This is a genomic window from Chryseobacterium sp. MEBOG06, assembly GCF_021869765.1.
Classification (GTDB): domain Bacteria; phylum Bacteroidota; class Bacteroidia; order Flavobacteriales; family Weeksellaceae; genus Chryseobacterium.
Genome location: NZ_CP084580.1, coordinates 5,054,145 through 5,077,179 on the forward strand (window position 1 = coordinate 5,054,145; position 23,035 = coordinate 5,077,179).

Consider the following 23,035-nt stretch of genomic DNA (forward strand, 5'->3'; position numbering starts at 1 on the left):
TAACAAAAGCGAGGAGAAAAATCTCTTCGCTTTTGTCTGCGCAAAAAATAATCGTTTTATATGAAGATAACTAGTATCCCGGGTTTTGTGTGAAATCTTTTGAGGCATCAATCGCTGACTGAGGAATCGGGAAGATTCTTCTGTAAGGCTGAGAAGCTGATTTGGCAGTTCCGGCCAAATCAAATTTCCCAAATCTGATCATCGCCTTTCTTCTGTACATTTCCCAATACAGCTCATATCCTGATTCTTTAAACAAAGTATTAGCATCCAGAGAGGCAATGGCAACACCGGGAGCACTGTTGTATAATGCTTCACGTGTTCTGCTTGTCCTCAGTTTATTTACATCTGCCAATGCTGCTGCTACATTTCCATTTCTGAAAAATGCTTCTGCTCTCATCATGTAGATTGTTCCTAATCTGTACAGAGGGACATCCATTCCGCTTGTTCCGTTATTAGCATATCCGGGGTCAAATTCAAATTTGAAGTTTCTTACCCCTCTGTTGATCTGAGCCTGTGTAAATACGGCTTCCGAAGGATTATCAAAATTCAGTTCAGGAGTAAAATCGGCAGCAAGTGTCGGTGTTTTTTCCGTAAACAGTTTATATACTTTAATTCTTCCGTCTGATGTCATATCAAAACTTCCGCTTGAAAGAATTTTGGGACCGTATTGCTGCCCAACCTGCAATCCTCTGTTGAAATGGAACCAGGGCTTTCCTGTACCTTCCACTTTGCTTGTTGAAGGTACGCTTACATCCATACCATCATTTTTGAACCATGTACCATCATCATATTGGTAGTGTCTCTGAAAACGTGGGTCATTAAAATTCCCATTCCAGGAATTATAGAACTCAGGAGTGATGCAAGATGCATTTGTTCCCCTGTTATCAGGAGATGGTTTCTGGCTTCTTTCCATAGACATATAGGCCAGGTCATTATCTGCATTTCTATTTGAATTTTTCTTCTGAACGATCGTAAAGATCAATTCTTTACTTGTATCATTATTGATATCAAAATTGTGGAAATAATTAGATTCCAAACTAAACATTCCAGCATTAATCAATAAGTCAGAATACTTAATTACTTTATCCATATCATTACCTCCTCCACTCACGGCCTGCTCTGTAAAATTGAACGTACCCGCAGTTTTATTCTTTAAAACGGCTCTGTTCAGGTACATATCTGCCAATAATGCATAGGCCGCCTGTTTTGTAAATCTTCCGGCATGGGTATTCTGGGTTTTCAGATCTGCTAAATTGGGAATAAGCCCCTCGACTTCTGTAATCAGGCCATCAATTGCTGTGTCTGCTTTTCTAATTTCAATGGGAGCATTTGCATTATCCGGGTTCTTGTAAGGAGCCTGCCCAAAAAGATCCAAAGTAGTGTAAGTGTACAATGCCAATAACCCTTTCGCTTCTGCCAGAAACAAAGGTTTGTTATTCATATTACTTTTATTGATACTTCCAATGGCATATAAAGATTTTGCCATCCCAAAGTTCAGCTGATTCCACGTTGTTTTTATAACATCATTATTAGAATCCCAGGTAAACTCGTGCATCGCTCTCCATTTTCCTCCATCTCCCCAGTCACTCCCTCTTGTTGGAAGCAATGCTTCATCAGTAGAATATTCCTGCAAGGCAAAAACACTCCCGTGATCTACAAAGGTTCCGTCACCAAGCTGTCCATAGGCTGCAGCCAGAGAAGCTTCAGGATCTGCATTTTCAGAACCCAGTACCTCATCAATCACTTTCTCGTCCAGATTTGTACACCCTATTAAAGCAAGTGCTGCAAGAGATAATACAATTTTATTAATATTTAGAAAATTAGATTTCATGATTTTTTTAAATTAAAATTTAACAGTTGCTCCCAAAATAAAAGTTTTAGCAGAAGGATATGTTGTATAATCAATTCCTAAAGACTGATTCCCTCCTACCTGCTTGTTGGTATCCACCAGCGGATCATAACCTGTGTAACTCGTAATGGTGAACAGATTCTGTGCACTTACATAAAGGTTTATACTTCGCAGGAATTTTAGCTGGCTTATGTCAAAAGTATATCCCAGTCTCACATTATTCAGACGGATAAAGTCTGATTTTTCAAGATATAAAGAAGACAGCTGCGGCTGGTTTGTAAAGCTTGCTCCTGAATCATAAAAATTCTTCAAAACGTTTCTGTCTGAAGCCAGACTATTGATATTTAAATCTAACGCTGTATTATTTACTAAATACCCCCCGTTTGCCCAATGAATGAAAATGCAAAATCAAACTTCTTGTACTTCATATAAGAATTGATTCCGAACGTAAAGTTGGGTATGGCCCCTTCAAAGATTTTTTTATCATTCTGACCTATTACTCCGTCTCCGTCTACATCCTCGTAAATATATTTTCCGTTAGCATCTATTCCCAAATAGTGATACATATAGAAAGATCCCGCTTCATAGCCATTTTTGTAGATATTGGCAGTTACTCCGGAAAATCCCGGACCTGAAATCTCCCCTGATAACACTTGTGAAACCGGAAGATTTTTAACAACATTATTTACAGTTGCTCCGTTAACATCAAAGTTCCATGTGAAATTTTCGTTTTTGATAATCTCTGCTCCTAAGGAGAATTCAAAACCTTTATTAACGATCTGTGCATTGACGTTCTTCCAGACAGTTGGTGTTAAACTTAATGGCCCTGAGGGAATATTCAGAATCGGATCTTTTGTTGTCTTATTATAATATTCCAATGATCCGTAAAGTTTATTTTTCCATAAGCTGAAATCTACACCAATATTGGTTTGTTCTACCACTTCCCATTTCAGATCAGGGTTTGGTGTTCTGTACACCTCCACTCCGTTGACCAGATTGAGATTATCATATAAATAATATCCTGCAGCCTGAGATAAAGCAGAACTTGCCTGAGTAATTTTATTAGGAACTTCCTGATTACCGGTCTGCCCCCAGCTTCCTCTTAATTTTAATTCATTGATCATCTGGATCCCTTTCATGAAGTTTTCATTAGAAATTGTCCAGCCCACAGCCACAGAAGGAAAGTATCCGTATTTATTATTTTTACCGAATCTTGTAGAACCGTCAGCTCTTATAGAAGCAGTTAATAAATATTTTTTGTCAAAATTGTAATTCACCCTTCCGAAATACGATTGTAGTTCATTTTCCTGAGCGTATCCTGGTGCCGGAATAATTGGATCTCCTGAAGACCCTGGATTAATATCCGGTGGAACTCCTACCCCCTGTTTGGCAATGTTTTTTACGCCATAATAAGTTCCGGTAGCCTTAAATTTCTGATATGAGAATCCCCCAAGAAGACTGAAATTATGTTTATTTAAGCTAAGATCATAAGTCAGATAATGCTCTAAAAGGACGTTATAAGACTGAAAATTAGCCTGAACAAATAGCCCTGCCGGTGTTCTGTCAGTTAAATTCGGGTACATGGTGGTCTTTCTTTCTGACATTGATTTATCAATACCCAAATTGAATTTATAATTCAACCCAGGTAAAATTCTCAGCGTAGCCTCTGTATTTCCCAGTACTCTGAATGTATTGGTCTTGTCGTTATAAACACTCAATAAATACAACGGATTGTAGTGTGCGGGCATATTAAAGTTCGTGAAATTTCCACTCTGATCATACACAGAACGTGTTGGGTTCGCCATTAAAGCGTGAATAATGACCTGACCATCGGAACCTGCATTAGCTCCATTGGGAATTCCCGTTTCATGGATGTCACTCGCCGTAAGATTAAGTTTGATTTTTAATCGTTTATTATCAAAGAAAGATTCTTCCGCATTCAAACGGGCGGTTGTTCTTTTAAAATTACTGTTCAGAACGATACCATCCTGATCCATATGTGAAAGAGAGGCAAAATAATTCCCTGTATCTGTAGATTTTGAAAATGATACCGAGTGATTTGATGAAACTGCATTTCTGTAAATTTCATCCTGCCAGTCAGTATTCCCACCGTGATCATACAGTTTGTCAATACCCGCTGCTCTGTATTCATTAGCCGTCAATAAATCCAATTTCTTGATTACAGAAGAAAATCCTAAATACGTATCATAGGTAAACAGGGGCTCTCCCTTCTTCCCCCTTTTTGTAGTCACCAGAACAACACCGTTTGAACCTCTTGCTCCATAAATTGCTGCTGCTGAAGCATCTTTCAAAACAGTGATAGATTCAATATCACTTGTATTCAGAAAGTTTAACGGGTTCTTGGCCTGTGCATTTCCTAAGCCGATATTCGGACCTGTGGCACTTACTGCATCGTTACTCAAAGGAACACCATCTACAACGAATAGAGGGGTACTTCCGCTCCTGATGGAACCGATACCTCTGATGGAAACATTCACTCCTGCTCCCGGTTCACCGCTAGACTGAACGATACGGACACCTGCGATTTTCCCCTGCATCAGGTTATCAACAGAAATATTCATTCCCTCTTTGAAATTCTCAGCCTTCAATTGGCTTACTGCTCCCGTAAGGTCAGATTTTTTCTGGGTACCATAGCCCACTAACGTTACTTCTTCAATGGAAGTTGCCGCTTTTTTAGACTGTAGCTTTACAGAAACCGAAGTCCCCGAGATTTTCACCATCTGTAGTACATATCCGTCATAAGAAATGGATAGCGTCTGGCCGATATTTGCCAAAATTGCAAAGTTTCCGGATCCGTCAGTAGCAGCGGTAGCTCCCGTTTCTACAACGGTAATTTTCGCCCCTTCTATTGGAGATCCTTCCTGATCCGTTACATTCCCGGAAATAGTTTCATTCACCTGCGAAAAAACAGGATAGCTTACTGTAAATCCTTTGGCATCAGCTTGGTTGGAAACCAGAAAAATGAGTGCAATCGGAATTAGCTTTTTAAACTTAAAAAAATTAATTTTGTGGTACATATCAATAAGTAAAGTAATTGCAAGATGTTACATTGCTTATTCCAAAAGCCGCTGTTGTTCCCGCAACAGTGGTTTTCTTTTCAGGCAATCGTTAGTTTTTATTTCGGCATACAAAGTAAAAGGATATGCTTCAAATCTATTTTAACATAATATTATCTTAAAATCAATAAAATATAAATATCTTAAAATGAGACAATAAAATACAACTGATTAGTAGACACTTATAATGCTGTATTTTTCTTCATTTACAAAATATTAAAAAAGACTTAACATAATATATAATCCATCGAAAAGTAAGAGTCAGTAATTTCGCATTTATAAAATCTGATGTAATGAAAAAGGCAGCTTTCCTGGGTATCTATTTATCTTCATTAAACCTTCTCTGGTCACAATCTCAAAACCTTAACAATGTAAAGCTTAATGAAATTCAGGTAATTGGTTCACACAATTCTTATAAGAAAGCCATTCTTCCGGAGGTTTACAGCTATTTATCAAAGAAAGATTCTCTAAACTCTTTACCGAAGATTCAATACGAACATATGCCTATTCCCCAACAATTGGGCCTGGGGTTGAGAAATCTGGAAATTGACGTTTATGCTGACAGTAGAGGGGGGAAATATGCCCATCCGAAAATCTTGGATCTGGTAAAAACGACTGAACCTTTTGATCCTGAAAATAAAATGACAAAGCCAGGCTATAAAATGATCCATATTACAGATATAGACTATCAAACCTGGTATTATACATTAGAAGACTGCTTGAAAGATCTGAAGGAATGGTCTGATAAGCATCCTGATCATACGCCTGTTTTCATTACCCTTGAACCGAAAGACGGAAAAGCAAATATATTTGGAACAGAGCCTGAACATTATACCTCAAAACTTTTCGACGAGCTGGATAATGAACTGGCAGAATATTTAGGAAAAGATAAAATAATCACTCCGGATGACATTAGAGGGTCTTACAAAACACTGAACCAAGCTATTTTAAACAAGAACTGGCCAAAATTGAAAGATGTGAAAGGTAAATTCCTTTTCGTGTTGGATAATAACAGCGAGAACAGAGATTTGTACATCAAAGGGCATCCATCATTAAAAGGAAGAATGATTTTTACCAATTCTACTCCCGGCACATCCGAATCTGCTGTACTATTCATGAACGAACCGAAAAAAGATATTACTGAAATAAAAAAGCTTGTAAAACAAGGTTATATTGTCCGTACAAGAGCTGATGCTGATACGATGGAAGCCCGAAACAAAGATTATTCAAGATTTGAAAAAGCAAAGGAAAGCGGCGCACAAATAATTACCACAGACTATTATAAGCCCAGCCAACTTTTTAAGTCGGATTATAAAATCAGTTTTGAGAATAACATTTATGAAAGAAAGAATCCTGTCACTGGTAAATAATTATAAAACATCTTTCATATTAAGTAAAAGCTGCTTTTTTAATCATAATCATCCGGTACGCCTTCAAAAATAAACCTGATAATATTACAGCCTTTTTATTTCTTGTTTTTTAAAGTCAATTTCAAAATGATCTGAGGGATCTCCACTGGAAAGCAAAGAAAGAATTCTGAAAACAGATTTCAATTGAATGATGAAAGGGTCTTTAGATTCATTATGGTCAAAAAGCCTAATCAGGATTTGGTACTGCTGCCATCTTTTTGCTGGAATATCTTTCTTTGCCAGTTCGTCTGCAGATTGAAATTTATAAAGATCAAACAACAGATCATCAAACGTCCAATCGCGGAATTCATCTGTATCCATTGATGAATTTGAGCCCTGAACAAGCAAAAGCAGATCTTTACCGTTTAGCATTCTCCCTTTTTTAATAAAATCTTCAGACCAGTCATCAGGAATCATTCTCAACCGTACAAGTTCCTGCAAGTGAAACAGCATAAACTCGTGATAAGATTTCGCTTTAAGTATCTCTCTGTTCCATATAATATTTCTGTCCTCCTTTTCTAAAGCATGATATTCCTTCTCATATAAAGGAAAAAGGTCATCGAAGTGTGGAACATTATATAAAACTTCGGTTTGAACCTCCATCTTATCAGGAGATGTAAGTGTAAGAATTTTATAGCCTGGTAAATAGGCAGCCAGCGAAGGAACCTGAACATTTACTAAGAAATGATCTCCAAATTTTCTTATTCCTGTATCGTTGATGTGCATATGTCCGGCAAAATGAATCTGCAGACCGGCTTCGGCAAATACTTTTGCAACATCTTCCTGAGGGACGCGTTCCAACTGCCATTTTTTCTCACCCAATACATTTTTAATATCATGCCCAGCTCCGTCATTAAAATCTATCATCGGATAATGGGTAAAGGCAATCAGTGTTTTGTTGATTCTTTTAGCTTCATCAGCAAGTTTTTTTACCCACTGGATCAAATGCTTTTTGTTCGTCAGTACATTATTATAGCCGATGGCTGCTCCTTTATAATTGGAAGTGTTTTGGGGACTTTCATTTATGTTTTTCGGAATGTAAGTATTCCCATCAATAGCAATCATCCATACTCCTTTCACTGGCTCAGCCACATAACTTAAATCCGGAACAGAAAAACCTTTTGCAACGTCATACATTCTTCTGGAATATTCAGCAGACTGTAAAGCTTTTTTGTATGAATAATTTTTAAATGATACATGATCGAACGGAGTACTCCAAAACAAATCCTCTTTCTGGGGATAGAATCCAAATCCTTTCAATTCATTCAAAATTTCAAGATAACCGGATTCTGCAATATCTTTTGTAATGATCTTATCAACCGATTTTCCGATATGTTCTTTACTGTAAATTCCTAAAGGCCTCCCCTCTTTTCCAAGAAAATCATCTTTCCCTCCATCATTTCTGAATGGACCAACAGGGTCATGGTTTCCGGGTGTTAAATAGAATTTTATCCCATATTTCCGGTGGTATTGATCTAATATTTTATGAAGACCCCGAAGGTTATAAGCCTGTCCGTCATCCGAAAAATCCCCTGGCATTGCAACAATTTTTATTCCTTTTGCCGCAATATCATCTAATGCTTTTAGAAAAGCAAAATAGTTCTCATTGAAAACCCTTGTGGAGCGCAGCTGAGAATCCATTGTCCTTAAAATAGTTGATTTTCCGTTTTTAGGATTTACAATTCCTTCAAAATCATGATCCGAAAAGCTTCCATATAAGTCCTGAAAATGCACATCGGAAAGAAAGGCAATCTGTACAGGTTTTTGCTGACCCGCCAACAGAGAGAAACTGAAAAGTAAAAATGATAATATTCCCTTATTCATCTTAAAATAAAGCGAAATTAAGGGAATCGATGTAGAATTGTTTTAAGTGAGTTTTAAATTATTGTGAAGGAAAGTTATTCTCCTTTTCCATAAGTTAATATCATATGTCTCGTTGCATCTCTTAGACTTTTACCATTATCAGGGTTTATCCCATCCATTGTAAAAAACTCTACCACATTATCATACTTCGTATACCAGGAGTTACCCAATCCGTTTTCTACTGTCAAAGTATCTGGTCTGGTAATTTTTTTAAAATATTTTAGTTTGACAGTATCAGCTGGTAATAACTGATGCTTCGGATTTTTATCGTCACAAGATGTTAGTTTATATTCATCCCCATCCCAATACATACATCGATCATTTTTCTCAGGTATTCTTAACCCGCCATTTAAACTTGTAAATAAAATTAAAACAATCGCACCTATTCCCATTCCGTTTCTTGCCATCTGCGGAATATTGAAAGCAGGTGTATTCGTAATGTTTATAATTATTTTAGAAAGCCTTTCCGACAAAGAATCTTCATCATTTCCAATTCTCATTTCTATCTGAGTCTCTCCATGATCTCTTCTAATTATATAATTCTCAGAAAAATCTATAAAATTTTCATAGCCCACGTACCAACTTAATTGATCTAAAGTAATAGCATCAATGAGATAGTCTTCATTTTCATTTATTAATCTCTTATAATATCTCACAAAAGTTCTTCCATCTTTGGAAGACTCAAATTTCTCTTCTAGTTTCTGACTTAAAAAATCAAATACAGTACTATAACTATCTGTTTCAATTCCAAGTTCTTTTTTTGCGGTTTTATATGCTGCTTTTATGAGCAATTTTCTCTTCTCAAACATACAATTTCGATAATGGATTAATGTACTGTCCAAATTAGACACATTTTAGACACTATAATTGCGGTTTTCCGTAAAAAACAACATTTTACAAAGTTTTGCTTGTCCATTCGCTGTCTTACATAAGACAACGCACTATCGGATATTTGTAAAAGAAATCAGGAACAAAAAATCAAAACCCTGATTTCAAAAATCACCAGATAAAACGGAGGAAAACTCCGGGTTGGGAAGCAGATGTTTCTCCTCCGTTTTTGAAGGTTCACTTCCCAAAATTTAGAAGCGCTTCAAATTTTTTATTCGTGTAGCTCTACCTGTGATCGGTTTCACTGGCAACTACAGAAATGCCCAAATTATAAATTTTAAAGAAGATGATCCAGTTTATATTAATGTTATTCAGCTTAGCATTCTCAAATAATAATGCCAATACAGTAACAACAAATGATAACAATCCTATAACTATAACAGCGCAAACGCAGAGCGGGCCGACAGACCCTACAGATGGTGATGGTGATACCAGCGGAGACAACGGGCAGCTACCTCCCAAAAAATAAGAAAGGTAGATTTATAATCAGTGGAATATAAAGTATTCCGCTGATTTTTTTTTAAATTCGGCAAAACAAATAATTTTGAAACCTTATTTTTTTCTATTTTGTCTGATTATTCTATCATGTTCTAAAGATAAAATACCTATTGGTAAACATGATTTATCCAATACATTTTATGATAAAGCTTTTGATTACAGAGATCGTAATCAGCTAAATAATGCTTTTCTCTATTTTGATAAAGCCCGTGATTTATTCCTGCAAAAAAATGATAGTATAGGAGCTGGTAAATGCCTGATTAATATGGCTATTATTCAAGAACAATTTGGCGATAATTTTGGAAGCCAGGAAACATCCTTAGAAGCTATTAAATATTTTGATGAAAAAAATCCGGCAAACTATTATTATATAAAATCAAACTATAACAATCTTGGAATTACCAGTTATAATCTGAAAGAAAGTGAAAATGCGTTACGGTTTTATAATCTGGCTATAAAATTCTCAGAAAATTCTGATGAAAAAAAAACATGCATTAATAATAAAGGCAATGCGTACCGGCAGATGAAAGACTATAAAAATGCATTGCAGACCTACTCCTCTATTTTAAAAAATCCACCTCAAAGCAAAACATTACTTGCAAGAATAATTACAAACCAGGCAAGAACAAGATGGCTTCAGAATTCTGAATATAATCCCATTGAAGAGTTCAATAAAGGGTTACGTATTAGAATTCAAGAGCATGATTTATATGGACAAATATCAAGTCATTCTCATTTAGCAGATGCATATAGAAAGGAAGAGCCTAAAAAAGCATTATTCCATTCAGAAAAAATGTATGCACTTGCCAAAGAAATCAAAAATCCAGATGATGAGATTGAGGCGTTACAAAAATTAATTCTTTTAGAATCACCCGAAAAAAGTAAAGCCTTTTTTAAAATTTATCAAGAACGTAATGATAGCCTTGATACTGCGAGAAAAAAAGCTAAGAATCAATTTGCTTTGATACGCTATGAAACAGAGAAAAATAAGACAAAAAATCTAACACTCCAAAAGGATATCAACCAAAAAGAATATCAGATAACTAAACAGCGTATTTTAATTTTTAGTATAAGTGTAGGGTCATTAATGCTTATAATCAGTGGAATAGCGTGGTTTAAAAGACGTAAACAGAGAATGCTGTTAGAATCAGACAACAGGCTGAAAGAGGAGCAGTTAAAAGTCTCTAAAAAAGTTCACGATGTAGTCGCCAACGGTATTTACCAGGTCATGACAAAAATTGAAAACCAAGCTGATTTTGATAAAGAAGAAGCTCTGGATGAACTTGAGTTTGTTTATGAAAAGTCAAGAGATATTTCCTATGATAAAATTGGCGAAGAAAAAGAGTTTAGCAAAGTGATTTCTGAACTTATCGCTTCCTTCAATAATGATACGGTAAAAACCTTTACAGCTGGAAACAGTCCTGCGATTTGGGAACCTATTTCTGCTACAGTAAAAGATGAAGTTTACCAAATGATTCGCGAACTGATGGTGAACATGAAAAAACATAGCCAAGCCAGTCATGTTGCTGTTAAATTTGAAAAAACAAACAATATGTTTGATATTCAATACAAAGACAATGGAATAGGAATTTCCGGAGATCTTATTTATAAAAATGGGCTACGTAATGCGGCATCCCGTATTGAAGCAATTAACGGAACTATTACTTTTGACACGAAAATTGAAAAAGGACTGAAGATAAATCTTTCATTCCCTACTTCCTAAGCATTTAACCATGTTCAAAAAAGTTTTAATCGTTGAAGATCAGGAAATAATGAACCAGGGAATCCTGAGCACGATAAAAGAATTAAATATCCCTGATTTTGATTATGTAATGTATTGTGATGAAGCCATAAGCAGAATCAAAACAGCTTTAGAGAAGAGAAACCCTTACGATTTGCTGATTGCTGATCTGTCATTTGACACAGATCACATTCCCCAGAAGCTTTGCACAGGGCAGGAACTTATCTTTGAAGCAAAAAAAATTCAGCCTGGTTTAAAAGTCGTCGTTTTTTCTGTAGAAAAGAAAGCAAAAAAAATAGACGATCTTTACAAAACATATAAGATTAACGGCTTTGTCAGCAAGGCAAGACGTGACGGACAAGATCTCAAAAGCACAATACGGAAAATATTTAATGGAGAGACCGTTATTCCTCAGGAAGTTGTGAATACAATGCGCCATATTTCTTCTGAGTTTGATATGTATGATATCAAATTGCTTGAGCTCCTTGCTAAAGGGAACAAACAAAGTGAAATAAGTACTTATCTGAAAGAGCATCGAATGATGCCTTACGGTATCAGATCTATTGAAAAGAGATTAAATGAGCTCCGGGACAGCATTGGTGCAAAAAACAATATTGAGATGATTGTAATCTGCAAAGATATTGGTCTCATCTGATCACACCTGTCAAAAAGATCAGTTTTTTCGCTCTATTTACGTGAAACCGTAATATTTAATTGATAAATGAATATATTTTTGAGGTCTTAACCAAATTTTTTTAATTAAATCGTATAACCATGTTCAAAAAAGTTTTAATTGCTGAAGACCATGAAAGCATCAATATTTCCGTTCAGAAAACCCTTGAGGATCTGAATATCCCCCAGGTAGATTATGTATACTATTGTGATGACGCCATAGGAAAAATACAGAAAGCTTTACGGGAAGAACATCCTTACGAATTGTTGATTACAGATCTTTATTATGAGGATGACCATCACGAGCAGAATCTTAAAGACGGAAAAGACCTTATTAAGAAAGCAAAAGAGATACAGCCTAATTTGAAAATCATCGTATTTTCTGCTGAACATAAAACAGGCGTCATAGAAAATCTTTTTTCAGATTATAAGGTTAATGGTTATGTTCGTAAGGCCAGAAATGATTCAAAAGATTTAAAAAAATCGATTGCCTATGTATACATTGGCGAAAATTATTTATCTTTTGATCTGAAACAAGATATGAAAAAGTTCAATAACTATGAATTTTCGACATATGATATTACACTTGTTTCTCTCCTTTCTAAAGGAATCTTACAAAAAAACATTCCTGTCCATCTCGAAGAGAGAAATATTAAACCAGCCAGCCTGAGCAGCGTTGAGAAAAGATTAAACAGTCTGAAAGAAGATCTTGAAGTAAACAGCAACGAGCAGCTGGTAGCCTTCTGCAAGGATATAGGGATTATATAAAAACAATTCGTTTCACTTACAACCTTTCAATTTTTTTGAAAGGTTTTTTTATTTTTTGCCCGTTTTACGGTTTTCCGTAAAGAACCAAAATTTAATGCTCATATTTTTGGACTGTTAAATAAAAACAATCATGGGAAAATTTATCATCACTCAAAGAATCAACAAAGAGTATCAATTTAATCTAAAAGCCGGAAATGGCGAAATTATTTTAACCAGCGAAGGCTATGTTCAGAAGGCATCTTGTCAAAAAGGAATCGAATCTGTAAAAGTTAATTCTCAGGATCTTTCAAGATATGACAAAAGAGTGGCAAAGAACGGAAAAGACTATTTCGTTTTAAAGGCAAGAAATGGAGAAATTATTGGAAACAGTCAAATGTACAGTTCAAAATCAGGAATGGAGAACGGAATTGCTTCTGTAAAATCGAATGCTTCAACTGCAGAAATCATTGATGAAACTTTAAAAAACTAAAACATGGATCTTAAAATTAAACTCGAACAGCTGCATCAAAAAGTAACAGGCCTGAAGGAACAAATCAGTACAGAAGAAGCTACAAAAAATGCCTTTGTGATGCCTTTCATACAGATTCTGGGCTATGATATTTTCAATCCCACAGAAGTAGTTCCTGAATATATCTGTGATATAGGAACAAAGAAAGGCGAAAAAGTAGACTACGTGATCAAAAATAATGACGAACCTATCTTTATTATTGAATGTAAACATTGGAAAGAAAGTGCCGATGCTCACAATTCGCAGCTTCACAGATATTATCATGTTTCGAAAACAAGATTCGGAGTTTTAACCAATGGTATTGTATACAACTTTTACACAGATCTGGAAAAGCCGAATGTTATGGATGAAAAACCTTTCTTCACCATCAATATTGAAGATTTAAAAGACAGTTCTATTAAAATTCTGGAAAGCTTCACGAAGAAAGATTATAATCTTGAAAGTATCTTAGATTCAGCTGAAGCCTTAAAATATATCAAGGCCATTAGAAAAGAGTTCGAAAAAGAGATCGAAAATCCGTCTGATGAATTGGTAAAGCTATTGGTAAACCGTTTCTTTGAGAAGCCCCTGACAGCAAACAGAATGGTCTCTTTCAAAGAATATGCTAAAAAAGCTTTAACCACTTCTATTAATGAGTCAATTAGTTTCCGTTTAAAATCTGCACTGAGTATTAATGAACAAATAGAAAAAAGAGAAGACGACGTAAAAACATCAGTACCCATTGATGAAAATAATGACTCTAAAATCGTAACAACAGAAGAAGAGCTTGAAGGATTTCAAATTGTAAAAGCAATTTTAAGAGAGAAAATACCTTCTGCAAGAATTGCCCACAGAGATACTTTATCTTATTTCGGAATTTTATTGGATGATAACAACAGAAAACCCATCTGCAGATTACATTTTAATACGGCCAACAAATATTTGGAAACATTTCACAATGGTAAAGATGCCGGAGAAAAAGTATTACTGAATAATCTGGATGAAATATATAATTTCAAAGAAGAACTCCATAAAACCTTAGAGATCTACAACTAACAAAAACTAATAACCATGAAAACTCTTTTACTTTTTGTGAGAATTTTAAGATGGAGCTTTGGTATTGTATTTCTTATAATCTCCGTAGGCTTATTGACCGAACAGAACTTTATTGCCTCATTAATTATGTTTGTTCTGGGATTATTTTCAATTCCTTTTACCTGTACGTTTATCCTTACCAAAGTGGCTAGTATAGATATTGATGGCACGAATAAACTTTTAAAAACCATAGATTATTCAAACCTTCAGACCATTTTACCCATTTATGAACAAAATGTGATAAACAGTCCCAAACCTGTAAGTGATCAGCAAAAAAGTAAAGCAGGGAGAAGAATTTATTATAAGACTTTATGTAAAGCTGTTTCAGATTTTCATGTCACACAGAGTGAAATCCTGGCCCTGAATCAAATTAAGCTCTATTTCAGTTTATCTGACGAACAAATCTCATTTGAAAAAAAGAAAATTGCAGAAAGAACAGTCAGTGCTCTAATTCAGAAATGTTATGAAAATAATGTACTGACAGATGCCGAGAATCAGCAGATTACGACTATCGCAGCTTTCCTTCAGTTTCCATTGCCTCAAACCGAGGCCATTAAACAGAAAACTGCTGTATTAATATTTAATAAAATATTGGATGAAAAAGTTTCAGACAGCCGTCTTTCTCCCTCGAAGGAAACCCAACTGGTACAAACTACCCGTGATTTGAAAATTGACCATCAGAATATCAAAACATTTCTCTCTGATAAAAAAATCAGAAAGCTTGAACGTTCCAAATTATTATGGAATTTAGATCATGGGATTTTTCCTGTTCTTTATAATCCTCCTATCACATTAATTAGAGATGAAACAGGCTATTTGCAGTTTAGTGCCACTTTGATTGAAAACAAAATAGTTCATGCAGGATATTCCCGCTCCAGTTCCAGTATTTCTTTCAGAATAACAAAAGGAGTGAATGCCAGAGTGGGTGGCGGCAGATATCGTCCCGTAAAAGAGGAAGTAAGAAAAACATACTCTGGTACTTTATTCTTAACCAGTTCAAGAATCATTTTCAACGCAGGAGGGAAAAGCTTTCAAATACCATTTAATAAGCTAATCTCTCACGAATTTCAGCGGGGAAACCTCGAATTAATAGTCCAAAATAAAAGTTATCTATTACGTCTGAGCAAAAGTGAAGCAGAAGTACTGACAACAGGGCTATCCAGCTCTATAAGACAATACGGAAAGGTGAATGATCATATAAAAGTACAGGCAATGAAAGAGATTTCTATGAATTACAATTTTATCAGCATCTCATAAAGAAGGTATCCAGGTAAAAACACCGGTTGAAAACTAATATATAACCAAAATTAAATAACCATGAAAACGTTCATTTCTATACTCATTTTATGCATTGGTACACTTACTGCCGGATCTTTCAGTATTTCCGGATCCGAAAGCCCTGATCACGGTGGAAGGTGTACCGGTTCTTCATCGTGCCGTGCCTGTTCCAACTGCTCGGGTTGTGCGCATTGCTCTTCCGGTGGGAGCTGCGGTGTTTGCAAAGGTGATTCTTCCGGCAATAAATCATCCTCAAAGAAAAGTAAATCTACAACTACCAATGGTTCACACTCTACTAAAAAAAACCAATCGTATGGTTCTCCGAAAATTCGGATTGATGAAATCAACATCAATACCAACAACCGCTATTTTGCAGGAGCAGCAATTACCTATATCTATGAAAAGCCTTCTCTAAGTTCTAAAATCATAGAAAAAGTTCCAAAAAACACAGAACTAAAGCAATTATCCAAACAAGATTCCTGGTATAAAGTACAGGCAGGAAAAAACGGAAAAGTAGGTTATGTATATTATAAAGATTTGAAATAACTCAAAAACAGAATATTATGAACTCAGGTCTATTTTTAAATGAACAATTCTCACCATGAAACCTTTTCTTACCTTATGTGCTATCAGCTGTTTCGTGGCTATTTTCAGACTTCCCATAGAATACTATACTATTTTGAGAATTCTTATCTCGATGGGGGCATTACTCGTTTTATACAATGCTGTACGATTTAAACAATATTATTTCAGCTTAATTTTCTTATGCATTCTCATTCTTTTCAACCCTGTTTTTCCTATTTATCTTTATAGAAAAAGCATATGGATTCCCATTGATATCATAACCGGGATTCTTTTTCTGCTGATAGCTTTTGCCGAAAAATCAGAGGAAAAAAAAGAAGAAGAAGTCATAGAAACTCCAGAGAAAACTTCAGCCTACCCTGCTCAGCCGAGATTTCATTCCCGGGATATTATTATTAATCCTAAAAAACCAAAAGAAAACGAATCCAACCATGGAAAACATTCAAATCACTGAAAATCTTAAAGCGCATTTTTTGAGGCTTTACCAAATGGCCATATGTGATGACGACTTCAGCCCCCTGGAGTTAAAGATGCTCTATAAACTGGCAGAAGAAAAAGGGATCTCTTCTAAAAATCTTGATGAAATCCTTATGAATCCAATCAATTTAAAATCTTTGCTTCCCACAACTATTGAAGAAAAGATTGACTATTTATATGATCTTACAGTAATGGTGTGGGCAGACGGAATTGTTGCTCCTAACGAATATTCAGCAATGGAAAAATATGTCCTGATGTTTGGTTTTATGGAAGAAAATGTAACGGCCATTGTAGATTATCTCATCGAATCCGTACAAATCGGAAAGAACAAGAACGAAATCTTATATGAACTAAAAAATTAACTCATCATGGATACCATCAGTATAAAAAATTTATTCAAATTAAAATCCGCTCCCATAGAACCCAAGCAGGAACAGCTTCCTAAAAATGAAGTTATTCCGAACGATGATTCTTTAGAAGAAAGCCGGAAAAGAACCTATCACGAATCTGGATACAGAGACAGTTCACGAACCAGCGGAAACCATTCTACCCTATCCATCTGCCTGGATGCCGTTTATTCAAAATTCCAAAATGAAGAAAAGGAAATGGTTGAAAAGCAGACAAAGCTTAAAGAAGCATATGTGAATGAACAGAAAAATCGGGAAACGGAGATCAAAGCTTTCATTGTTTCCCAGGAAACCAAAGATGAGCAATTAAAAACCAAGAATAAAGAAATTGAAAACCATCAACGCATTATTGAAGCTTTAAAAGCTGAGATCATTGATCTTCCAAGAAACCCGGAAAAATATAATGTCAAAGCTTCACGAGGAGCATCTGCAAAATTCTGGATTGGCGCTCTTCTTCTGCTTCCAATAAGCCTGTATCTCCTCACATTCTATATCTCAACATCCTATTCCGCTTTTTTTAAAAGTTTTGATGCAAAAAGCACCGTCATTCAAAGTGTTTTGGATGCACAAGCTCTCAGCAAAGCTTGGAACGAGGGAGTTATTGAAGGCGCCTTTGTTACCTTGATTCCGTTTGTATTTCTTGGATTAGGCTATTTGATTCACATGTTTTGGGAGAATAAAACGAGGGCAAATTACATCAAGCTCGGTTTATTATTTATTGTGACTTTTATTTTCGACTGTATTTTGGCTTATGAAATTGAGTCAAAATTATATGAACTAAATAAAACTATTGAATCTCTGCCATTTAATCTTAAAATAGCTTTTACCCAAATACAGTTTTGGGGAATTATTTTCGCAGGATTCATTGTCTATATCATTTGGGGGCTTGTTTTCGATTTTGTGATGAAAGAACACCGTGAAAAAGATAAGATCAAAAACGAACAGGAAATCAGACAGAAAAAAGCTGAGTTCTTTCAGGAAAAGATCAATGTCCTTAAAAAAGAAATCGAAGAAATCATCGCCAGTATAGGAAACACAAAAGAATTGATGATTAAAACCCGGGGAAGAATAGAAGAGCTTCAGAATATTATAGACGGAGTCATCATTCCTACCAAAGATTACAAATTGTATGCTTCGGAATATGTTCAGGGCTGGGTTACTTTTATCGGAGAGAAAATTGCGGTTTCAAAAACGGAAAAACAAACCATGATTGACGACTGCATTTCAACATACAATACCAACCTGGAAGCTGTAGGAGCCAACTCTGACAATCAAAATCTAGTGTACTTATCATCATTATAACTTATATTATGAAAAAGATATTCTATTTATTAATGATTATTTCGTTGGCTTCGTGCTGCAAAAACAAAAATGAAGGGACCCATGAAGAAAAAAAAGACTCAATCGTTGTTGACCCAAACAACCTTAATGTCAGTATTTTAATTGATTTATCAGACAGAATTGATCCTGGAACGAATCCAAACCCTACCATGCAGTATTTCCAACGGGACACAGAGTATATCAAAGCCATTGAAAAAGGATTTTCAAGTCATATCAAATCAAAGAAAATCATCACTTATGACGATCAGATGCAGGTTTTCTTCAATCCTGAGCCCTCTGATCCCAAAATAAATGATTTCACGAAAAGCCTTAAAGTTTCTTTTAATAAAAATACTCCAAGAGATTATTTTGATTCCGTGGATAAAAAATATTCACAATTACCTTTAAATATTTATCAGTCTGCCATCAAAGACGGAAAGTATGTAGGTTCTGATATTTGGGAGTTTTTTAAAAATAAAGTCAATGATTATTGTATAAAACAAGATAAAAGAAATATTCTGTTCATTCTGACAGACGGATATATGTATCATGAAAATACCAGGTTTGAAGAAAAAAAAGATAACAAACAAAGAACATCTTATTTAACAACCAAACTCATAAAAGCCAATAATCTGACTGCTTCCGATTTTAAAGAAGTCATTGAAAAAAATGGCTATGGTTTTGTAAAGGCGAATGAAGACTTAAGTAACCTTGAAGTCATCGTACTCGGAATTAATCCTGAAAAAGGCAATCCTTTTGAAGAAGGGGTCATCAAAGAATATTGGGAAAACTGGTTTAAAGACATGAAAATAAAGAAATATCAGATAAAATCAGCTGACCTTCCATCCAATCTGGAGCCTGTTATACTTAAAATAATCACTGGAAAATAAAAAACACACTCCATATATACTATCATTAAAGGTGAAGAATTTTTCTTCACCTTTTCTTTTTGAGTGTTTTCACTACGTTTGCTTTCCGGTAGATATAAAAAAGGTATCCCGTATGAGATACCTTTTATTTATTTTCTGATCATTTCCGTATGCGGAATATTATCTTCCAGATATTTTTTACCCGTATCTTCAAAGCCAAAACCTCCATAAAATCTCAACAGATAATCCTGTGCTGAAATTCTGACTTCAGAAGTATGAAAACGGTTTTCTATTGTTTCCACCGCATATTGTATCAATTGTTTCCCTATGCTTTTTCCTCTTCCCTGTTCTGTCGTAAGGACTCTCCCTATTGAAGTTTCATCAAATTTTATTCCCTTGTCAAAAACACGGCAGTAGGCAAGAACCTCTCCATTTTCTTCTGCCCAGATATGCACCGCTTTCTGATCATAATTATCCAGATCGGGATATGGGCAGTTCTGTTCGATAACGAAAACATCTATACGAGCCTTCAATACTGAATACAGTTCAGGAACCGTAAACTCATCAAAAGTTTTGATTTTCCATATCATATTACTCATCGAAACTTACATTATTATTGATTAAAAAATCGTTTGTTTTTTGTATAAAATTCAGAATTTCATCTCCTCCTTCTTTCTTTTCTGCTGAGGTAACATAAAGCTCCGGCAGGTCTTCCCAGCTCTTGTGAAGTTCTGTCTTATAATCCTCAACATTTTTGATCACTACATTTGGCTTTAGTTTATCTGCTTTAGTAAAAACAATTGAAAACGGAACTCCGCTTTCTCCGCACCACTGAATAAATTCCAGATCAATCTTCTGCGGATTATGTCTTGAATCTACCAAAACAAAAAGGTTCACCAGATTTCTTCTGTTCAGAATATAATTGGTGATCAGTTTTTCAAAATCTTTACGCTGAACTTTGGAAACCTTTGCATATCCATATCCCGGTAAGTCAGTAAGATACCAGTTTTCATTCACTAAAAAATGATTGATCAGCTGGGTTTTTCCTGGGGTTTGCGAAGTTTTAGCCAGGTCTTTATGATTCATCATAGCATTAATCAGTGATGACTTTCCTACGTTAGACCTTCCAATAAAAGCATATTCGGGAATATTAGGTTCCGGGCATTCTTGCCATTTTCCACTACTCTTTACAAACTCTGCTGTCTTAATAATCATTTTGAATGTATTTTAGAAAAATAAACCATTAAGAAAAGCTCCTAATGGTTATTTATTATGTATTTAAACTTTATCTTTTATCCAGTTATATAGAATTTCATTGAATTCATCTGGTTTCTCCATCATGGCTGCATGCCCACAGTGCTCAATCCAGAATAAATCTGAATTGGGAATAAACTTGTGCATATCTTCTGCCACCTCCGGAGGAGTTACATTATCCTGTTTTCCCCAGATCAGACAGGTAGGTGTCACTATCTTTGGAAGATCGTTCAACATGTTGTGTTTGATGGCACTTCTGGCCAGCATCACCGTTTTTATTCCTTTCATTCTGTCATTCACCACTCCAAAAACTTCATCTACAAGGTCTTCTGTCGCAATCTTTGGATCATAGAAAACCTCTTCTGTTTTCTTTCTGATATAAGATCGGTCATTTTTCCTTGGAAAACTGTCTCCGAAAGTTCTTTCATATAATCCAGAGCTCCCTGTCAGGACAAGATTTTTCACCAAATCCGGTCTTGCCAAAGTTAGAATAAGTCCTACATGACCTCCCATTGAGTTCCCTACAATGCTCACAGGACCTGAAATATGACTTTCTATAAACTTGATTATATATTTTGCGATAGTGGTAAGATTCGTATTGAGTACCGGCAGATCATAGATCGGCAATTGAGGAACATATACTTTGAAACCTCTATCCGAAAAAAAATCTACCATTTTATCGAAATTACTCAAACCACCCATTAACCCGTGCAATAGCACTAATGGATGTCCTTCTCCCGCCTCTACATAGGAATATTTCTTTTCTTTTTTTGTACTAAATATCATAAAACGCCTTAATAAAGCTCTGCAAAAATACAAATTAAACCTCAAAAAAATTTTGATTATCCTAATTTAAGATAAAAATAATATAATATTCCCCTTTTTAACTTTTTTTTTCAAAACGACTTTATTATGCCTCAAATACCACTTTTAACAAGTCTCTACATACCAGTATTTTACATTATTTAAATTCAATCTTTAATAAAACTTATTAACATTGAGTCAAAAAGTGGGAAAAAGTGGGAAATTTTGGAAATTATTATATAAATTTGTCCCAAATGAAAAATTTCATTGGAACATATGAGTGCAAAATTGACGACAAAGGCCGCTTAAAAGTTCCCTCATCTTTAATCAAACAGATGGAGAACTTCGAAGACAAGGCATTTGTAGTCAAAAGAGCTGTGTTCCAACCCTGTCTGGAAGTCTATCCTATGAATGCGTGGGACAAACTGATGGGCAAAATTAATAAACTGAACAGATTCATAAAAAAGAATGCTGATTTCATACGAATGTTTACGGCAGGAGTAAAAACTGTTGAATTGGATAATGCAGGAAGATTACAGATTTCCAAAGACCTGACGAATTTCGCAAATCTTCAGAAGGATATTGTGATCACCAGCGCAGGAGAACTCTTTGAAATTTGGGATAAAGAAGCCTACGAAGAGGTAATATCCACCAATGAGACTGATTTTGCAAGCCTGGCTGAAGATGTAATGGGAGCTTTCGATGAAGAATAACTGTATTGGTTATTAATAATTTTATTAAATAAAAAACACAATTAAGCATGTATCATAACCCCGTTTTGTTGAAGCAGAGTGTAGATGATTTGGTGACGAATCCTGACGGAATATATGTGGACTGCACTTTTGGAGGTGGAGGACACTCAAAGGAAATTTTGAGCAGACTTTCAGACAAAGGAAGACTGTTCAGCTTTGATCAGGATCTGGATGCACTTAAAAATACAATTGATGATCCCAGATTTACATTAGTTAATCAGAATTTCAGATTTCTTGAAAACTCATTACTGATGTATGGAATTTCGCAGGTTGATGGTGTTTTGGCTGATCTGGGAGTTTCTTCTCACCAGTTTGATGAAGCAGACAGAGGATTTTCTACAAGAAGCAATGCTCCTTTAGATATGAGGATGAATGTTATGCAGGGGCTGGATGCCAAAAGAGTAATTAATGAGTATGGAGAAGAAGAACTGGCTGATATTTTTTACCACTACGGAGAATTAAGAGAAGCAAGAAAACTGGCAAGAGAGATTGTACATCACAGGAAAACAAAAACCATAGAAACCACAGAGGATTTGAAAAAGCTTTTCAGCTATATTCCTCCTCATAAGGTTAATAAATTCTATGCGCAGCTTTTTCAGGCAGTAAGGATTGAAGTGAATCAGGAACTTGAAGTATTAAAAGAAATGCTTGTTCAGGCTTACAATGTTCTAAGACCGGAAGGAAGATTAGTAGTAATCTCTTACCACTCTCTGGAAGATCGCCTGGTAAAAAGATTCCTGAAAAATGGCATGTTTGAAGGAGAACCGGCAAGAGACATCTATGGTAACTATAAAAAGGCATTCGAATTGGTAAAGAGTAAAGCGATCATTCCTGATGACCAGGAAATCGAGGAAAACTCAAGAGCAAGAAGTGCTAAAATGAGAACAGGAATAAAAATATAAATGGTAAACGATATTTGATAAATGATATGAACTATCAACCGTC

At 35.3% G+C, this 23,035-nt stretch carries 23 protein-coding genes; 15 read left to right on the forward strand and 8 right to left on the reverse strand.

The window, feature by feature from the left end; all coding sequences use genetic code 11:
* Nucleotides 1-70: 70 nt before the first annotated feature.
* Genes LF887_RS23015 through LF887_RS23025 form a run of 3 tightly spaced genes read right to left on the reverse strand, consistent with a single transcriptional unit; the run spans nucleotide 71 to nucleotide 4,887 of the window.
* On the reverse strand, nucleotides 71-1,831 hold the full coding sequence (locus LF887_RS23015; RefSeq protein ID WP_236856567.1) for a RagB/SusD family nutrient uptake outer membrane protein: 1,761 nt from the start codon (nucleotides 1,829-1,831) through the stop codon (nucleotides 71-73).
* A 12-nt stretch (nucleotides 1,832-1,843) separates the two neighbouring features.
* Entirely contained in the window at nucleotides 1,844-2,161 is a 318-nt protein-coding gene (locus tag LF887_RS23020; RefSeq protein ID WP_236856568.1) for a hypothetical protein, read from the reverse strand.
* A gap of 56 nt (nucleotides 2,162-2,217) precedes the next feature.
* Complete coding sequence (locus LF887_RS23025) at nucleotides 2,218-4,887, reverse strand: SusC/RagA family TonB-linked outer membrane protein (protein ID WP_236856569.1); 2,670 nt, start codon at nucleotides 4,885-4,887, stop codon at nucleotides 2,218-2,220.
* Nucleotides 4,888-5,219: 332 nt separating this feature from the next.
* Between LF887_RS23025 and LF887_RS23030 the strand changes: the two genes are divergently transcribed.
* Nucleotides 5,220-6,296 (forward strand): phosphatidylinositol-specific phospholipase C1-like protein, encoded by a 1,077-nt coding sequence (locus LF887_RS23030; protein WP_236856570.1) that lies wholly within the window; start codon nucleotides 5,220-5,222, stop codon nucleotides 6,294-6,296.
* An 84-nt stretch (nucleotides 6,297-6,380) separates the two neighbouring features.
* Here LF887_RS23030 and LF887_RS23035 read toward each other — a convergent pair whose 3' ends face one another.
* Nucleotides 6,381-8,159, reverse strand: a complete 1,779-nt coding sequence (locus LF887_RS23035) for a metallophosphoesterase family protein (RefSeq protein ID WP_236856571.1) — start codon at nucleotides 8,157-8,159, stop codon at nucleotides 6,381-6,383.
* A 74-nt stretch (nucleotides 8,160-8,233) separates the two neighbouring features.
* A complete protein-coding gene (locus LF887_RS23040; protein ID WP_236856572.1) occupies nucleotides 8,234-9,040 on the reverse strand; it encodes a hypothetical protein in 807 nt (268 codons plus the stop codon).
* A 332-nt stretch (nucleotides 9,041-9,372) separates the two neighbouring features.
* On the opposite strand from LF887_RS23040, the gene LF887_RS23045 reads away from it, so the two are divergent.
* The 12 genes from LF887_RS23045 to LF887_RS23100 all read left to right on the forward strand — a co-directional run bounded on the left by LF887_RS23045 (nucleotide 9,373) and on the right by LF887_RS23100 (nucleotide 19,301).
* Complete coding sequence (locus LF887_RS23045; RefSeq protein ID WP_236856573.1) at nucleotides 9,373-9,555, forward strand: hypothetical protein; 183 nt, start codon at nucleotides 9,373-9,375, stop codon at nucleotides 9,553-9,555.
* Nucleotides 9,556-9,630: 75 nt separating this feature from the next.
* On the forward strand, nucleotides 9,631-11,307 hold the full coding sequence (locus LF887_RS23050; RefSeq protein ID WP_236856574.1) for an ATP-binding protein: 1,677 nt from the start codon (nucleotides 9,631-9,633) through the stop codon (nucleotides 11,305-11,307).
* A 10-nt stretch (nucleotides 11,308-11,317) separates the two neighbouring features.
* On the forward strand, nucleotides 11,318-11,980 hold the full coding sequence (locus LF887_RS23055; RefSeq protein ID WP_236856575.1) for a DUF5932 domain-containing protein: 663 nt from the start codon (nucleotides 11,318-11,320) through the stop codon (nucleotides 11,978-11,980).
* Between the two features lie 119 nt (nucleotides 11,981-12,099).
* Nucleotides 12,100-12,765, forward strand: a complete 666-nt coding sequence (locus tag LF887_RS23060; protein ID WP_236856576.1) for a response regulator — start codon at nucleotides 12,100-12,102, stop codon at nucleotides 12,763-12,765.
* Nucleotides 12,766-12,895: 130 nt separating this feature from the next.
* Nucleotides 12,896-13,234 carry a YegP family protein gene (locus tag LF887_RS23065; protein ID WP_236856577.1) on the forward strand — a complete coding sequence of 113 codons (339 nt, stop codon included), beginning with the start codon at nucleotides 12,896-12,898 and terminating at the stop codon, nucleotides 13,232-13,234.
* Nucleotides 13,235-13,237: 3 nt separating this feature from the next.
* Entirely contained in the window at nucleotides 13,238-14,308 is a 1,071-nt protein-coding gene (locus LF887_RS23070) for a type I restriction endonuclease (protein ID WP_236856578.1), read from the forward strand.
* Nucleotides 14,309-14,323: 15 nt separating this feature from the next.
* Complete coding sequence (locus tag LF887_RS23075) at nucleotides 14,324-15,604, forward strand: hypothetical protein (RefSeq protein ID WP_236856579.1); 1,281 nt, start codon at nucleotides 14,324-14,326, stop codon at nucleotides 15,602-15,604.
* A 60-nt stretch (nucleotides 15,605-15,664) separates the two neighbouring features.
* Entirely contained in the window at nucleotides 15,665-16,171 is a 507-nt protein-coding gene (locus LF887_RS23080) for an SH3 domain-containing protein (RefSeq protein WP_236856580.1), read from the forward strand.
* Nucleotides 16,172-16,226: 55 nt separating this feature from the next.
* A complete protein-coding gene (locus LF887_RS23085) occupies nucleotides 16,227-16,661 on the forward strand; it encodes a DUF6804 family protein (RefSeq protein WP_236856581.1) in 435 nt (144 codons plus the stop codon).
* Nucleotides 16,639-17,046 carry a hypothetical protein gene (locus LF887_RS23090; RefSeq protein WP_236856582.1) on the forward strand — a complete coding sequence of 136 codons (408 nt, stop codon included), beginning with the start codon at nucleotides 16,639-16,641 and terminating at the stop codon, nucleotides 17,044-17,046. The genes LF887_RS23085 and LF887_RS23090 overlap by 23 nt, the downstream gene beginning before the upstream one ends.
* 6 nt (nucleotides 17,047-17,052) lie before the next feature.
* The gene (locus LF887_RS23095; RefSeq protein WP_236856583.1) at nucleotides 17,053-18,393 is read left to right on the forward strand and encodes a beta-carotene 15,15'-monooxygenase; all 1,341 of its coding nucleotides are present in this window, start codon (nucleotides 17,053-17,055) and stop codon (nucleotides 18,391-18,393) included.
* Nucleotides 18,394-18,401: 8 nt separating this feature from the next.
* The gene (locus tag LF887_RS23100; RefSeq protein ID WP_236856584.1) at nucleotides 18,402-19,301 is read left to right on the forward strand and encodes a hypothetical protein; all 900 of its coding nucleotides are present in this window, start codon (nucleotides 18,402-18,404) and stop codon (nucleotides 19,299-19,301) included.
* A 128-nt stretch (nucleotides 19,302-19,429) separates the two neighbouring features.
* On the opposite strand, the gene LF887_RS23105 is transcribed toward LF887_RS23100, so the two are convergent.
* The 3 genes from LF887_RS23105 to LF887_RS23115 all read right to left on the reverse strand — a co-directional run bounded on the left by LF887_RS23105 (nucleotide 19,430) and on the right by LF887_RS23115 (nucleotide 21,320).
* Nucleotides 19,430-19,879, reverse strand: coding sequence for a GNAT family N-acetyltransferase (locus LF887_RS23105; RefSeq protein WP_236856585.1), 450 nt, complete (start codon nucleotides 19,877-19,879; stop codon nucleotides 19,430-19,432).
* The gene (yihA, locus tag LF887_RS23110; RefSeq protein ID WP_236856586.1) at nucleotides 19,872-20,495 is read right to left on the reverse strand and encodes a ribosome biogenesis GTP-binding protein YihA/YsxC; all 624 of its coding nucleotides are present in this window, start codon (nucleotides 20,493-20,495) and stop codon (nucleotides 19,872-19,874) included. Before yihA ends, LF887_RS23105 begins: the two co-directional genes overlap by 8 nt.
* Before the next feature lie 63 nt (nucleotides 20,496-20,558).
* The gene (locus tag LF887_RS23115) at nucleotides 20,559-21,320 is read right to left on the reverse strand and encodes an alpha/beta fold hydrolase (RefSeq protein WP_236856587.1); all 762 of its coding nucleotides are present in this window, start codon (nucleotides 21,318-21,320) and stop codon (nucleotides 20,559-20,561) included.
* Nucleotides 21,321-21,592: 272 nt separating this feature from the next.
* On the opposite strand from LF887_RS23115, the gene mraZ reads away from it, so the two are divergent.
* Complete coding sequence (gene mraZ, locus LF887_RS23120) at nucleotides 21,593-22,051, forward strand: division/cell wall cluster transcriptional repressor MraZ (RefSeq protein ID WP_236856588.1); 459 nt, start codon at nucleotides 21,593-21,595, stop codon at nucleotides 22,049-22,051.
* Nucleotides 22,052-22,098: 47 nt separating this feature from the next.
* Complete coding sequence (gene rsmH / locus LF887_RS23125; protein WP_236856589.1) at nucleotides 22,099-22,992, forward strand: 16S rRNA (cytosine(1402)-N(4))-methyltransferase RsmH; 894 nt, start codon at nucleotides 22,099-22,101, stop codon at nucleotides 22,990-22,992.
* The last annotated feature ends 43 nt before the right edge of the window (nucleotides 22,993-23,035 follow it).

What these genes read in the sequence shown, in the direction of transcription:
- LF887_RS23015 (WP_236856567.1), bottom strand. Translation starts at nt 1,831, where the DNA reads ATGAAATCTAATTTTCTAAATATTAATAAAATTGTATTATCTCTTGCA.
- LF887_RS23025 (WP_236856569.1), bottom strand. Translation starts at nt 4,887, where the DNA reads ATGTACCACAAAATTAATTTTTTTAAGTTTAAAAAGCTAATTCCGATT.
- LF887_RS23030 (WP_236856570.1), top strand. Translation starts at nt 5,220, where the DNA reads ATGAAAAAGGCAGCTTTCCTGGGTATCTATTTATCTTCATTAAACCTT.
- LF887_RS23035 (WP_236856571.1), bottom strand. Translation starts at nt 8,159, where the DNA reads ATGAATAAGGGAATATTATCATTTTTACTTTTCAGTTTCTCTCTGTTG.
- LF887_RS23045 (WP_236856573.1), top strand. Translation starts at nt 9,373, where the DNA reads ATGATCCAGTTTATATTAATGTTATTCAGCTTAGCATTCTCAAATAAT.
- LF887_RS23055 (WP_236856575.1), top strand. Translation starts at nt 11,318, where the DNA reads ATGTTCAAAAAAGTTTTAATCGTTGAAGATCAGGAAATAATGAACCAG.
- LF887_RS23060 (WP_236856576.1), top strand. Translation starts at nt 12,100, where the DNA reads ATGTTCAAAAAAGTTTTAATTGCTGAAGACCATGAAAGCATCAATATT.
- LF887_RS23065 (WP_236856577.1), top strand. Translation starts at nt 12,896, where the DNA reads ATGGGAAAATTTATCATCACTCAAAGAATCAACAAAGAGTATCAATTT.
- LF887_RS23070 (WP_236856578.1), top strand. Translation starts at nt 13,238, where the DNA reads ATGGATCTTAAAATTAAACTCGAACAGCTGCATCAAAAAGTAACAGGC.
- LF887_RS23075 (WP_236856579.1), top strand. Translation starts at nt 14,324, where the DNA reads ATGAAAACTCTTTTACTTTTTGTGAGAATTTTAAGATGGAGCTTTGGT.
- LF887_RS23080 (WP_236856580.1), top strand. Translation starts at nt 15,665, where the DNA reads ATGAAAACGTTCATTTCTATACTCATTTTATGCATTGGTACACTTACT.
- LF887_RS23085 (WP_236856581.1), top strand. Translation starts at nt 16,227, where the DNA reads ATGAAACCTTTTCTTACCTTATGTGCTATCAGCTGTTTCGTGGCTATT.
- LF887_RS23090 (WP_236856582.1), top strand. Translation starts at nt 16,639, where the DNA reads ATGGAAAACATTCAAATCACTGAAAATCTTAAAGCGCATTTTTTGAGG.
- LF887_RS23095 (WP_236856583.1), top strand. Translation starts at nt 17,053, where the DNA reads ATGGATACCATCAGTATAAAAAATTTATTCAAATTAAAATCCGCTCCC.
- LF887_RS23100 (WP_236856584.1), top strand. Translation starts at nt 18,402, where the DNA reads ATGAAAAAGATATTCTATTTATTAATGATTATTTCGTTGGCTTCGTGC.
- LF887_RS23105 (WP_236856585.1), bottom strand. Translation starts at nt 19,879, where the DNA reads ATGAGTAATATGATATGGAAAATCAAAACTTTTGATGAGTTTACGGTT.
- yihA (WP_236856586.1), bottom strand. Translation starts at nt 20,495, where the DNA reads ATGATTATTAAGACAGCAGAGTTTGTAAAGAGTAGTGGAAAATGGCAA.
- LF887_RS23115 (WP_236856587.1), bottom strand. Translation starts at nt 21,320, where the DNA reads ATGATATTTAGTACAAAAAAAGAAAAGAAATATTCCTATGTAGAGGCG.
- mraZ (WP_236856588.1), top strand. Translation starts at nt 21,593, where the DNA reads ATGAAAAATTTCATTGGAACATATGAGTGCAAAATTGACGACAAAGGC.
- rsmH (WP_236856589.1), top strand. Translation starts at nt 22,099, where the DNA reads ATGTATCATAACCCCGTTTTGTTGAAGCAGAGTGTAGATGATTTGGTG.